13 protein-coding genes are annotated in these 12,214 nt (G+C 56.6%); 5 read left to right on the top strand and 8 right to left on the bottom strand.

Annotated features, from left to right (window positions below; genetic code table 11):
• Positions 1-55 precede the first annotated feature (55 nt).
• The 3 genes from HY010_00255 to HY010_00245 all read right to left on the bottom strand — a co-directional run bounded on the left by HY010_00255 (position 56) and on the right by HY010_00245 (position 3,668).
• Positions 56-1,369, bottom strand: a complete 1,314-nt coding sequence (locus HY010_00255; GenBank protein ID MBI3474137.1) for a TolC family protein — start codon at positions 1,367-1,369, stop codon at positions 56-58.
• 94 nt (positions 1,370-1,463) lie between these two features.
• Positions 1,464-2,423 (bottom strand): tetratricopeptide repeat protein, encoded by a 960-nt coding sequence (locus HY010_00250; protein ID MBI3474136.1) that lies wholly within the window; start codon positions 2,421-2,423, stop codon positions 1,464-1,466.
• Positions 2,424-3,668 carry an efflux RND transporter periplasmic adaptor subunit gene (locus tag HY010_00245; protein ID MBI3474135.1) on the bottom strand — a complete coding sequence of 415 codons (1,245 nt, stop codon included), beginning with the start codon at positions 3,666-3,668 and terminating at the stop codon, positions 2,424-2,426.
• A gap of 183 nt (positions 3,669-3,851) precedes the next feature.
• Here HY010_00245 and queF point away from each other — a divergent pair, with 183 nt between their 5' ends.
• The 4 genes from queF to HY010_00225 all read left to right on the top strand — a co-directional run bounded on the left by queF (position 3,852) and on the right by HY010_00225 (position 7,573).
• Positions 3,852-4,256: an NADPH-dependent 7-cyano-7-deazaguanine reductase QueF gene (queF, locus tag HY010_00240; protein ID MBI3474134.1), complete on the top strand. Its 405-nt coding sequence runs from the start codon at positions 3,852-3,854 to the stop codon at positions 4,254-4,256.
• A gap of 123 nt (positions 4,257-4,379) precedes the next feature.
• On the top strand, positions 4,380-5,636 hold the full coding sequence (locus HY010_00235) for an MFS transporter (GenBank protein ID MBI3474133.1): 1,257 nt from the start codon (positions 4,380-4,382) through the stop codon (positions 5,634-5,636).
• A 5-nt stretch (positions 5,637-5,641) separates the two neighbouring features.
• Complete coding sequence (locus HY010_00230) at positions 5,642-6,808, top strand: glycosyltransferase (GenBank protein ID MBI3474132.1); 1,167 nt, start codon at positions 5,642-5,644, stop codon at positions 6,806-6,808.
• Positions 6,809-6,973: 165 nt separating this feature from the next.
• Positions 6,974-7,573: a hypothetical protein gene (locus HY010_00225; GenBank protein MBI3474131.1), complete on the top strand. Its 600-nt coding sequence runs from the start codon at positions 6,974-6,976 to the stop codon at positions 7,571-7,573.
• An 82-nt stretch (positions 7,574-7,655) separates the two neighbouring features.
• On the opposite strand, the gene HY010_00220 is transcribed toward HY010_00225, so the two are convergent.
• The 5 genes from HY010_00220 to HY010_00200 all read right to left on the bottom strand — a co-directional run bounded on the left by HY010_00220 (position 7,656) and on the right by HY010_00200 (position 10,147).
• Positions 7,656-8,009 carry a hypothetical protein gene (locus tag HY010_00220; GenBank protein MBI3474130.1) on the bottom strand — a complete coding sequence of 118 codons (354 nt, stop codon included), beginning with the start codon at positions 8,007-8,009 and terminating at the stop codon, positions 7,656-7,658.
• A gap of 92 nt (positions 8,010-8,101) precedes the next feature.
• Positions 8,102-8,605 carry a nuclear transport factor 2 family protein gene (locus tag HY010_00215; GenBank protein MBI3474129.1) on the bottom strand — a complete coding sequence of 168 codons (504 nt, stop codon included), beginning with the start codon at positions 8,603-8,605 and terminating at the stop codon, positions 8,102-8,104.
• A gap of 45 nt (positions 8,606-8,650) precedes the next feature.
• Positions 8,651-9,169 carry a hypothetical protein gene (locus HY010_00210; protein ID MBI3474128.1) on the bottom strand — a complete coding sequence of 173 codons (519 nt, stop codon included), beginning with the start codon at positions 9,167-9,169 and terminating at the stop codon, positions 8,651-8,653.
• Positions 9,170-9,356: 187 nt separating this feature from the next.
• A complete protein-coding gene (locus tag HY010_00205) occupies positions 9,357-9,704 on the bottom strand; it encodes an STAS domain-containing protein (GenBank protein ID MBI3474127.1) in 348 nt (115 codons plus the stop codon).
• The gene (locus HY010_00200; GenBank protein ID MBI3474126.1) at positions 9,701-10,147 is read right to left on the bottom strand and encodes an ATP-binding protein; all 447 of its coding nucleotides are present in this window, start codon (positions 10,145-10,147) and stop codon (positions 9,701-9,703) included. Before HY010_00200 ends, HY010_00205 begins: the two co-directional genes overlap by 4 nt.
• Before the next feature lie 578 nt (positions 10,148-10,725).
• On the opposite strand from HY010_00200, the gene HY010_00195 reads away from it, so the two are divergent.
• Complete coding sequence (locus HY010_00195) at positions 10,726-12,168, top strand: hypothetical protein (protein MBI3474125.1); 1,443 nt, start codon at positions 10,726-10,728, stop codon at positions 12,166-12,168.
• Positions 12,169-12,214: the final 46 nt, after the last annotated feature.

Raw genomic sequence — 12,214 nt, 5'->3', positions numbered from 1 at the left:
TTAAACGTCCCTCGCGCCGCATTAAGCCGCGAGAATCAGGGTCGGCTGGGAGTACTCACTTCGACGGATTCTGGAGCGCCCATTTTTCGAGCTCTCCGGTCACACGGAGCAGGCTCACGCGCGCCCGCTGATATTCAAAATCGGAGTCCTGGAAAAGCAGATACCGCTCGCTCGCCTGTCCGCGAGCGTCCACGACATCCCGAAGCGCGCCAGTGCCCGCGTCGAGTCGCGTCTGCGCAGCATCCAGCCCGGATTGCGCCAGTTGGTACTCCAGTTCCGCCACTTCTCGCGCAGCCGCAAGTTGCTCGACTGTCCGCTGCAGCTTCAAAGTCTCTTCGGAAACCTGGTTGCGCGTCGCCTCCGCCTGCTTCTTAGCTTTCAAAGCCTCGGCATCGGCCCCTTGTGCGCGTGCCCGCTGTGATGCGTTGAACAACGGGAATCGTAGCGAGAGGCCGAAGGTTACGTTGTCTGGCTGGAACTTCTTGTAGTAATCGTCATAGTTGTTGTAACGCGACAGGCGCGCATACTGCGCCGCGAAATCAACCGAAGGCAACAGCGCGCGGTGCTCGCCAGATGCCCGGAACGCCTCCGCGATCGCATGTTGATCGGCAGACTGAATGGACGGACTGGATGCGACCGCCTTCGCAGCAAGATCGTCTTCAGAACTGATCGCAGGCAGCGCCGGAATCGTATCCTGCGCGACCTCGATCGAAGCCGCCGGCAAACCTGTCAGTCCCGACAAATGTTGTCGCAGTACATCTGCTGACCCGCGTGCTTCCGCAATGCGCAGGCGGGCCCGCGCCGCCATCAGTTTCGCCCGGTTTAGATCGACCGCGCTGTCGACGCCTTCCTGCAAACGCTGGCTTACCGCTTTCTCCAATTTCGCTGCTTCCGCCTGATCGTCGTGCAATCGTGCGATCCGCGATTCCCACTTCGCCAGCTCCGCGTAACTGAGCGTGACGTCCTGAATCACGGCGTTGCGTTGGTCTTTGTCCAGAAGCTGGGAAGCCATCCATTCCGTTTTCGCGGCTTTCTGGAATTGCCATTGCGAGGGATTGAATACCGTACTTTGCGCCACCACATTGATGAGGGCAGGCGCGGAGCCTTCCAGCGTCAACGGAAATCCATACGAGTATCCCAGCCCCGAACCGAGCGTTGCCTGCGGGACATAGGAGTTGCGAACTTCGCGGAATGCGGCGAAGGCCCGCTGAACATCGGCCTTCGCTACTGCCGAAGTCGTGCTGTGAGCCAACGCAAGTTGAATCGCGCGCTCCAGAGGGATTGTCTCAGCGTGCCCCACGGCACTCATCGCCGATAGGACTACCGGCAGCATCAGCGGCAGGACGAACTGGTTGAGTCGAAGTCTCATCTCGGCACCACCCAACCCCCAAATTGTAGTGCTCCGCAGCAAAGTCGGGCAGGGGATTGGGAATTGCGGTTCGCACTGAGAAGTCGCGGTTCCATCACGGAGCGACTCGTTTCAGCGACTCTCGCGCCGGTTCGTAGTTGCGCGCCATCGCCAGAGCAGCACGATATTCACTCGCCGCTCCCGCCTTGTCGCCCTGCTTCTCCAATAACTGCCCGAGCAGATAGTGGGCCTTGAACGCGGGCGCCTCTTCGACCGGACCATCCGCAAAATACCGCTTCAGCAATTCAATCGCGAACGTAAATGCGCGGCCCGTGCGGAACAGAGAATTGGCTGCTTCAAACAACACTTCCCGGGCCGGCATCGGAGCCTGGTTCATCTTGACGAATGCCTGCTCCATGTCCGGATAGCGTTTCTGATTACGATAAAAAAACGCCAAATTCAACCAGGCCTCGGCGCCGCCCCCGCCCCCGCCTACTTCCACCATCTTGCGATATTCACTTTCAGCAGCGGCGAAGTCTTTTTCCTTTTCCGCCAGTCGCGCATAAACCCAGTGCTCTTGTGCCGGACTTACTTTCCCGATGATCTTGGCCTGTTCACGCGCTTTGTCTTTGCCGCCACCCATCATGCCGGGAGCTTCCAGGTAATACTCCGCAACATCGACTCCCGCATTTGCGTCGCCCGGGTCGAGTTGCGCCGCCCGCTGAAATTCGTCGCGCGTCTTCAACGCCAGGCCGATCGGCAACGTGGCTCGAGAAGCTTTCTCTCCATACACGCGTCCCAGCCAGCGATGGAAACTGGAATTATCAGGCTGCATTTCGACCGCTTTCTTACAGCGGGATTCAGCGCGATCCCAATCTCCGTACTGGAAGTACGCGCGGCAGAGTTGATTGATGGCTTCCGCGTCACGCGGGTTAGAAGCGATCCGCGTATTTAACGAATCAATGGCTTCGTCAACCCGTCCCGCCGTCAGAAGGGAGTTGGGTGCATCCGTGGCCGCCAAGGGCAGGGAAAGAGAAAATGAAAGGAGCACTGCCAGGAAAGTCCGCTTGATCATTCAGTACTTGACCTGTGTCCCGTCGCCGATCGTCTTGCCGTTCGACGAACTGATCGCGACCACATCGTTCAGCGCGATCCCGCGGACAATTTCGACTTGCGTGAGATTGGAGATCGACGTTTCCACATCCTGCCGCTTCAGTTGCCGCCCGACCACCTGCAGGACGTACGGCTTGCTGTCATCCATGCGGACCGCTTCACGCGGCACCACCAGCACGTTCTCACGTTGCGCGTTCACAATCGTGACCCCGACGTTGATGTTGGGCAGCAGTTTCATGTCCTTGTTATCTACGATGCTGATCGTCTCCCCCACGTTGCGGGATCCGCGCAGCTTTACCGTGGACGGTACCGAATTGACCGTGGCTTGCCAGATTCGTCCCGGGATGGCGTCCCATGTGATTTCAATCGGATTGCCCGGAGCCAGTTTCCCCACGTCAGGCTCGTCCACAAATGCGCGAACCTGTACCTTGCTGAGATCGGACAATTGCAGAAGCAGATCGCCGCTGTTGACGAATACGCCTTGCCGGACCGGCAACGAGTACACGGCCCCATCGAACGGAGCGCGCACATTCGACTTCGCCAAAATATCCTGCGCAGCTTCGTATGCCGCCAGCGCCTCACTGCGTTGCGCTTCCACCCGGGCGATTTCCGGCGAAGAATAGCGGCCCGTCTGCTTTTGTTGCAGCAGATTCACCTGTGCATCCGCCTGCGCCAGACCATTTTGAGCGGCGCGTACTTCTCCGGCCGACGCCGATCCTTGCTGCTGCAGTCTCTGCAAAGCGTCCAGGTTGCGCTGCGCAGCATCGCGGTCCGCCCGCGCTTTTGCCAACTGCGCATTGAGATTGAGAACTTCTTCCTGGTTGCCACCGCGTTGCGTGCTGTTGATTTCTGCCAGCGCAGCTTTGAGCTGTGTCTGCGCTCGCGCCGCCTGCGTGCGTGCATCCGCGTCATCGAGCGTGACCAGCAACTGCCCCTTCTTCACCGAGTCGCCTTCTTTAACCAGGACGCGTTTCACGGTGGTGGTCAGCGGAGAGTGCGCCTCGAAATTCAGAACCGGCTCGATCTTTCCGTTGGTCGAAATCAAACTGCGAATCTGTCCACGCTCCACATGGGCCGTGCGGACGGGAATCGAGTCATCCTTGTGAGTCACAAAGGCAGCCAGCAGGACGACTGCTGCCAGAATCGCTAGGCCGGTCACCCACCATCGGCGCGGCGGGCGTGCGGAACTGTTTCCATTCAATGGCATACAGAGAAAATTGTAAGTCCCAATGTATCACTCACGAGGACCAAAAACCGTTAAAAGCACGCCTGGGAATTACTTGTTTAGATGCAGCCAGTCCGCAATCCGCACTCCAAAATTGCACCCCAAGTTGGGCATTCCAAGTGATGCACTCCACGAATCGCCTCGCGGACTCGGTACAATATCCGCATGCCGAAACGTAACCGCTATACCCCAGAGCATGCCAGCGCCGGGCTGGATCATGCGTTCCCCGAAATCGAAACCTGGCCCAACCAGTTTCCCGGATACGAAATCGTCATCGACGACCCCGAGTTCACCTCCGTATGTCCAAAAACCAGTCTGCCCGACTTCGGGAAAATTGAAATCCGCTACGTGCCCAACCGCGTTTGCCTGGAACTGAAGTCGCTCAAGGAATATCTGCAGTCCTACCGAAATCTCGGAATTTTCCAGGAGAACGTCGTCAACCAGATCCTGAACGACGTCGTGAAGTGGGCCAAACCAGTCTGGGCAGAAGTGACCGGAGACTTTCGTCCGCGCGGCGGGATTTCAACAGTCGTGGTGGCAAGGTGGCCGCGCAAGAAAGGTCAGAGGTGAAAGGTCAGATTGCAGAAGTCAGAACTTCGATTGTAAAAGTGAAGGCATGTTCTAAACGAAGTCTCCGGCCTCGCGAGTTGTCACCTCTACAATCTAACCTCTGACCTCTGCAATTGCCCTGCCGTGCTATATTCCCCCTCTGTGCCCGCGAAGAACCTCCATCCCCGGACCGCCCTCATTGTCCTGACCGCGCTGAATCTGCTGAACTATGCGGATCGCAACGTGCTTTACGCTGTTCAGCCACTGGTGCAGGACGAATTCCATCTGAGCAAGACGCAGATCGGATACCTGACCAGCGCCTTCCTCGGGTTCTACATGATCGCAGCGCCGTTTGTGGGTCCCCTTGCGGACAGATATTCGCGCAAACTGATCATCGTATTCGGAGCAGTTTTCTGGAGCGGCCTGACCCTGCTCACGGCAGTGACTCACACCTACGGCGAATTGCTTGTTCGCCACACATTGGTGGGAGTCGGCGAGGCCACGTTCGTCACCATCGCGCCGACCTTTGTTGCCGACCTGTTCTCGGAAGATAAGCGCGGACGCATCCTCGGCGTGTTTTACCTGGCGATTCCGGTCGGGTCGGCGGCGGGATACGTGGTCGGGGGTTATCTCGCTCCAATCTACGGATGGCGGTTTCCGTTTTACATCGCTGCTATTCCCGGCTTCCTGCTGGCGCTCGCAGTCTTGTTTCTCAAGGAACCCGAGCGCGGACAATTCGATACTCTGAAAGAAACGCCGGAGCGAGGCACCATCTTCGGGCTGATCCGCAACAAGGCTTTTCTCGCCGCTACATTGGGCATGGCGTTCATGACGTTCTCGCTGGGAGGCATTCAAGTCTGGATGCCGCAATTCCTTGTCAGCGAACGCCATTACTCGCTGGAAAAGGCCAACCTGATGTTTGGCATCATCATCGTGGTCGATGGAATTCTCGCCTCACTCGCCGGCGGATGGCTGGGCGACTACCTTTTGCGCCGCACGAAGAGTTCGTACTACTTGATCTCGGCCGTCAGTATGGCGCTGGGCATTCCCTTCATGATCGTGGCGCTGTTTACCTCTGGACGCCTGATGGTGCCCGCGATCGGTGTCGCTGCATTTTTTCTTCTACTGAATACTTCTCCCCTCAATGCAGCAGTTATCAATTCTGTTGGCGCGCACATCCGCGCCACCGCCATCGCCGCCAACATCTTCATCATCCACATCCTCGGAGACGTCCCCTCGCCCACCATGATGGGATGGGTGGCCGACCACCGTTCTCTGCAAATCGCATTCGTCCTTCCGGTCATCGCGATGGGTGTGTCCTCTGCCATACTGTTCCTGGGGATGAAGCACGCGCCCGCCGTTCGCGTCGGCGCCGCTCCCGGTGAGGCAGGTACCAGCTAACACGGATGTCGATCACTCTTTGGATTACTGGAATTGTCCTGGCTCTGGCCTGGCTCTCCCGCATCGTGGATGCCGCGATTGGCATGCCCAGCGTCGCCGACATTGCCCGCTCCGAATGGGATCGCAAGCCTGCAAGCAATCCTCGCGTCAGCATCATCGTCCCGGCACGCAACGAAGCAGCCCATATCGCCGAGACCCTCACCGAGTTACTCGCACTCGACTACGCGAATTTCAAAGTGATCGCCGTCAATGACCGCTCTACCGACGCCACCGGTCAGCGCATGGACGAAGTCGCCGCTCGCCCTGAAGCCCGCGGCAAACTGAAAGTCATTCACGTCACGGAATTGCCGCCCGCATGGATGGGCAAGACTCACGCCATGTGGACTGCCACGGAACAGGCCTCCGGGGACTGGCTCTTGTTTACCGACGCGGACGTATTCTTCAAACCCGACACCTTGCGCCGCGCCCTTACCTACGCCGAATCAGAGCAGGCCGATCACCTCGTCCTCTTACCGCGCATGATCATGAAGCTTCCCGGCGAAAAAATGATGATGGCCTTTTTTCAAACGCTCTTCGTCTTCGGACATCGTCTCTGGAAAGTTGCCGACCCGAAAGCCGACGACCACATGGGAGTTGGCGCCTTCAATCTGGTGCGGCGTTCGACCTATGACGCGATCGGCACCTACAAGGCCCTGCGCATGGAAGTCCTCGACGACATGAAACTCGGCAAGGTGATCAAGAAAGCCGGTTTCCGGCCGAGAGTTGTGTTTGGCGAAGATCTGATCTCGCTGCGCTGGGCTGAAGGTGCTTTTGGCATCGTCAACAATCTCACCAAGAATTTTTTTGCCCTGCTCTCATTTCAATGGTGGAGAACCATCGGCTCCGTGATCGGCGTCGGATTTCTGAACCTCGGACCGTTTCTAGGCGTCTGGCTCGCCCATGGATGGATGCGTCTCCCCTACGGCCTCGCCCTGCTGTGCATTCTCGCGATCTACTTCGGGATGTCCACCCGTTCTGCCGTCCGGCCTTACTACTTTTTTCTGCATCCGGTTTCCACGGCTTTGTTCATGTACATCTTGATGCTTTCCATGTTCCATACATTGTGGAATGACGGCATCGTGTGGCGTGGCACCAGGTATCCGCTGGACGAATTGCGGAAGGGAATGGTGTAGAAGCCATGCGCCGGGAAGGGCCGAGCATTTGTAGTTGGTGTAAACGCCTGATTTCAACAGTTGACATCGCGGAAGGCAGCAAACTCATTGGATAAGTTGGGGTTAATTGCTTAGGATTGAGCATTGCAACCGAAACGCACTCCGCACATCGAATGGAGGCACCCAATGCTACCGCGATTTTGGTGGCTTGGCATCGCGTGTGGCGTCGTTGCTCTTCTAGGTAATCCAGCGGCTCTGGCGAAAGTTCGACACGGGGAGAAGCAAACAGAGTTCGGAACGGGTGTGAGAGCTGGTTTTGGTGTAATCCAATACCACAACACGTGCATTCACGTTCAAGCTTTTTTTATCTCTGGCGACTTCTTTGATGGGTTGCAGGTTGAGAAAACGCCGCAGGGAGCAGAGTTCAAAAAGCGAAAGGTAACCTATCGCAATTTCCCAGACCAACTAGTAGTAGATGTAGAAGCTTTCGCATGGAAATGCACAGAGAGGGCAGACCAAATCACTCCACCCGACTACGCCGCTGGGTTGATGGAGAAAGCATCATTCGACCTTTCTTGGAAAAGGGGAGACGAGATACGGCCAGCGACGCTGCTTTCGGCCAAAGAGCGGCACCCCAGCCCCGGCTTGCGCTGGTACTACTTTCTGACCGTTCCCTCCAAAGATGTCCCGCTTACCGACAATCTGGTTATAGACGTGTCATTGCGAGAAGGCATAGCTCGAACGCAACTGACCACGAATCTGAAATGCGGCCTTGGGCACTGTTGAAACGGGCCGTCTGTAGTTGGTGATAAATCGCCATATCACCAACAACCGGGTTCTGAGCGTGATCGCCATCTATGGCGATTGTTTACGGCACTATTTCCATCACCACGAACTGCCTCGTCTTGTTGTCGGGGAGCAGAACTTCATAGACCTGCCAAGAATCGTATGCTGACTTGTGCCCGTAGGCTCTGTGCCCATCGTCTCGCACCCTCGCCTTGTAATCGCCAAGCATCAACACCCCATAGGCAGGAGTTAGGGACTCCAACTCGTACTTCTTCCCATCAATGAGAACGTTCAACCGTTGGAAGTAGGTGTGGTAAACAACCATGCGCGATGCGATGACATGAACATTTACGGGATACTCGGTGGGATTGCGATTTGTCCCGGCCATGGCAAGCGCTGAGAGCAGCAGAGCGGCCAAAACTATTTTCCTCTTCATGGTTTCCCTCATGGTCCGTGGGAGGCTGCGCCACCCCATATCAAGCCTAAGAACTCAGGTTAAGAACCCAGTTGTCTCCAAACTTCAGACGTTTACTTGTGTGTCGGACTCTCCAAACTCTGGATCGCAGTCGCCGGATCTGGAACAGCCGATTCATGCGCCACAATCAGCCATTTCTTCCCAGTCTTCTTGAGCACGAGGATATTTACGCCGAATGCCTTCTGGCCACCGTTGGTCGACTCATATCGCGTGATCGCATAGGCCATCTTTCCGGAACAGCCAGTGGAAAGCACTTCGATCGAGTCGATGTGGTATTTGGCATCGACGCCGCGTTGCACGTAGGCTTGAATCTTTGGACGTCCTTGCACAATTCCCGTCACGAAGTGTTGCGTCAGATAGGTTGCGTCTTCCGTATACAGATCCGCTACTTTTGCGGCTTCGCCATCGTTGTAACCGTTCTTCCAGGACACGGCGCCTTGCCGGATTTCTCGGTCGATGGTGGGATTCGCACAAGTGTTCTCCGAAGCAGCGAATGCGGAGACGTTCATCAGCATTGCGTTAGCGATGATGAGGATCAGAATCGCGGTTCGTTTCATAGGCGCTCCTTCGCGCCCATGATAATCGTGCGCCGCACTAACTTTCTATTGATTGCTGGTGTCTTCTATGTCCACAGCCGTTCCACGCTTGGCGCGAGGGTTCGCGGGTTTCTGTTTCGGTGCCCGGAATTTTCCTGGACTGTACTTACCCCTGCGTTCCACATCGTAATCTTTAGGCAGCGGCGGAACCAGCGCAGCATCTTTGCCGAGTTGGCGAGGATGGCGCAGGATGATCTCCGCTCGTCCGTCATAGTCCTGGACCGTGCCGTTGATTTCGATTGTGCGGCCTTTGAGTTGGCGCACATCACCGACATGTTTGAGATCGTCCGCGAATATGACGACCGTGAATGGACAGGTCTCAAAATTCTCGCAGAAATCCAGAAACGTTACGCCCTTGCTGCCTTCTTTAATGTTGTAGATCTTCCCGCTGACGCATTGCGTCTTTCCAATGTGCCGGTGTGCGTCCGAGAAGGGAACACAATCCGCGTTCGCGGAAATCGAAATCCAAAAAAATGCGAAGAGCAAGCAAGGGTGAACCGAAGATCGCAGAGGACGGTACATCATGGGCGAACTGGCAACAAAGAGTTTCCCAGTCGCAGCAATTGTAGGTTGGGAGACGCTCGCATCAGCGCAACAAAAGAAGGGAATTCGCAGAAATCGGAATGTTCTTCGCCAAAATGGGAACTGGGCGGTCCGGGATGATTGACCGGGCCGCCACTGTTTTGTTACCTGATATTGATGAGGACCGTAGCTACTTGCCGAACGCTTTCACAGCTGATGCTTCGTCGTCTTTCACGTCGAAGACGGTGTACAGCTTGGTGATCTGCAGCAGGTCGTGAACTTTCTTGGTCAGGTTCAGCAGTTTGAGTTCGCCGCCCTGGTTCTTGGAGGTCGTGAACGCGCTGACCAATTCGCCGATGCCGGAGCTGTCGATGTAGTTGACGTCGCCGAGGTTCAGCAGAATCTTCTTGTGGCCCTTTGAGAGCAAATCGCGAACCGTATCGCGAAGCACCACACTGCCTTCGCCGAGAGTAATGCGGCCGCTAAGGTCGACGATGGTCACACCATCCACCTGACGAGTACTGGACTTCATGGTCACTGGGAAGCCTCCTTGGAGTCCGCGGGGGAACCGTGGACATGCTTGATCATTTTAAGTTCTGTGCCCGATTGGGACGGGTGGATCTCCACCACATCCATAAAAGAGCGTATCAGGAAAATGCCGCGTCCTGATGTTTTCATCAAATTTTCCGGCGCTAACGGATCCGGAATCTTGCTGGCATCGAGTCCCGGCCCCTGATCGCGAATCACAATAACCAGGTCGCGCGGCGTGAGTTCAAATGCCAAAGTCACTTTCTTGCTGGGATTGTAAGCGTTGCCATGCATGACCGCATTGACGGCGGCCTCGCGCACGGCCATGGAAATCTTCATGACGTCTTCGTCGCCGAAACCCGCTTCGGCGGCCATCCGTCCGGCAGTTTCTTCCGCACTATTCACTGTCTCCAGCGTAGAGTCCAGCGTATAGGAGACGTGATTTCCAGACATAGGGCGCACAGTTCCTGAGTCGCTCTCGCCGCGCTGGCACCGAGAACCGCCTCCCCATCCTGCTGGGCAGAAAGCGGTTAGCGCACGATGGAGCAGTTTGCCTGTCGGACGGAAAAAAGTCAATTTTCAGGGGAACGACGGGTCGTCGGGAACCTCGGCCTCGGTCCCTAAGTTCGGTCACGAAACGTTCGGAGTGGCACAACAAAGAGACCGTTAAAACCGGTGGCAAGCGCCAGAGTTAGGAGTCCAAGAAGAGTCCTTACGATCGTGCTTTCTAAAGTTGTAGGCGGCTCAGCCTGAACACTCCGGCTGTGGCACGAAAAAAGGGTGCCCCATCCTTGCGCGTTCTGTGCGCAAGGGTGGGATTCCACGAAAGTGTGCAGCTTGGGATGTACTCTCCGGCAAACCGCGCCTGTGGCTAGGTGTCGTTACGGAGAATAACCATATAAAACTGTACATACATATACGCCCGTAAAGTGTTCCACGTGGAACATTGACCATCAGTTTGGCGGAGAGTTGACGGGACGTACTATAGTCCTGATGTTCTCCCAGGTCGGGCGAGAGGTTGCTTTGAACTGATGCGAGCGGAACGATTACTACTACTCTCCGTGCTGGCGGGTGCGCTGTTGGTGCTGGTGCGCTGCATTCCGCTGCTCGCGACTCCGTACCAGATCGATTACGGCGAAGGCCTGGTGCTCGAGGGCGCCTTGCGGGTTCGGCACGCCCAGGCGTTGTATCCGGATCCATTTGGATATCCCATTGTGCTGCATGTTTATGGGCCGGTCGCGTATGCGGCTACAGCGGCGGTATTGCCGAATGGGAATCCTTCCTTCCCGGCGGGCAGGATGCTGTTCCTCGGATGCAACGTCGTGATTGCGTTGCTGCTGGGAGTTTCGTTGCGACGCTTGACGGGGTCATGGTGGATCGGGCTGGGCTGTGGATTCCTTCTATGGACGTTGCCGGCGTTTCGGTTCTGGATCTATCTTCTCCGCGCGGATGTGATTGGGATGGCGCTCTCCGCGGCCGGGATCGCGATCTATGTCTGGAAAGAAAAGGCCTGGTACTGGAGCGTGCTCTTTTTTGGGCTGGCGATTTTCTGTAAATACAGCCTGCTCGCGGCTCCGGTGGCGGTTTTCATCCATCTGATTGCCCATCGAAAATTCAAAAAAGCGGCGTCTTTCGCGGGCGCACTGGGCTTGGCATGTGCGGTGGCGATGGTGGTCCTGCAGGAGAGAACTGGAAACTGGTTTGCATTCCACATGTTCTCCACGCATCCGGACCGATATTCTCTGAAGCAATTCTTCGCGTTGATGACGCTGGTATGGGCGGGTGCTCCGGTCGCAACGGCGCTGGCGGTATGGTACGTGGTGCAGGACTTGCGCGGGCGAGTAAGAAGTTTTCCGGCGATCTACTTTGTCGTGAGTGCGATCACTGCGCTCACGGCGGGGAAGCTCGGGTCGACTACCAACCACTTTGTCGAGTGGATGGCGGCGATGTGTCTGTGTGCCGGTCTGGGTTACACGTGGCTGCAGGAGAAGTTTCCGGAGCGTGCGTTGCCGGTTGCGGTCTTGCTGGGGGTGTCGGTAGCTGCAGGGGTAGCCGCGCAGAATCGTGGCGACGTGCAGCCTTCGCGTCAACTGGCGGAGTGCGGGCAGCTCTATCAGGCCGTGAAAAACTCTCCTTCGAATTCGATCCTTTCTCAGAGCCTGGGGCCTGTGCTTGCGGCAGGGAAACCGGTGCTGGTGTCGGATCCCTTTGTCTACGGGCAGTTTGAGCAACGCGGGCTTTGGCCGAATGGGGATATCGAACGGCGAGTACAGGGAAAAGAATTTGGGATGATCTTGCTGGCGAGCGACCCATCGGCAATGAAGGGTCCGGATGCGTGGGCAGGTTCCCTGGTGGACGCAATCGACAAAAATTATCGTGTCGTGAACCGGTTCGTTTGCCGGGATGCGGGCGTCGTTCTGGAACCGCGACCTCCCGACGAACGTCTCGATCGCCCGGGACTGTTATCGAAATAAATATATCGATCACCCAGTTGGCTTCTGGATTCCACCCGCGCACTTG

Source organism: Acidobacteriota bacterium, from assembly GCA_016196065.1.
Classification (GTDB): Bacteria; Acidobacteriota; Terriglobia; order Terriglobales; family Acidobacteriaceae; genus Acidiflorens.
The sequence above is the reverse complement of the archived record's forward strand: the minus strand, read 5'-3'. Positions and strand labels throughout refer to the sequence as shown.

Bases quoted from the DNA above. Each gene is read 5' to 3' on its own strand.
- HY010_00255 (MBI3474137.1), bottom strand. From the start codon at position 1,369: ATGAGACTTCGACTCAACCAGTTCGTCCTGCCGCTGATGCTGCCGGTA.
- HY010_00250 (MBI3474136.1), bottom strand. From the start codon at position 2,423: ATGATCAAGCGGACTTTCCTGGCAGTGCTCCTTTCATTTTCTCTTTCC.
- HY010_00245 (MBI3474135.1), bottom strand. From the start codon at position 3,668: ATGCCATTGAATGGAAACAGTTCCGCACGCCCGCCGCGCCGATGGTGG.
- queF (MBI3474134.1), top strand. From the start codon at position 3,852: ATGCCGAAACGTAACCGCTATACCCCAGAGCATGCCAGCGCCGGGCTG.
- HY010_00230 (MBI3474132.1), top strand. From the start codon at position 5,642: ATGTCGATCACTCTTTGGATTACTGGAATTGTCCTGGCTCTGGCCTGG.
- HY010_00225 (MBI3474131.1), top strand. From the start codon at position 6,974: ATGCTACCGCGATTTTGGTGGCTTGGCATCGCGTGTGGCGTCGTTGCT.
- HY010_00220 (MBI3474130.1), bottom strand. From the start codon at position 8,009: ATGAAGAGGAAAATAGTTTTGGCCGCTCTGCTGCTCTCAGCGCTTGCC.
- HY010_00215 (MBI3474129.1), bottom strand. From the start codon at position 8,605: ATGAAACGAACCGCGATTCTGATCCTCATCATCGCTAACGCAATGCTG.
- HY010_00210 (MBI3474128.1), bottom strand. From the start codon at position 9,169: ATGATGTACCGTCCTCTGCGATCTTCGGTTCACCCTTGCTTGCTCTTC.
- HY010_00200 (MBI3474126.1), bottom strand. From the start codon at position 10,147: ATGTCTGGAAATCACGTCTCCTATACGCTGGACTCTACGCTGGAGACA.
- HY010_00195 (MBI3474125.1), top strand. From the start codon at position 10,726: ATGCGAGCGGAACGATTACTACTACTCTCCGTGCTGGCGGGTGCGCTG.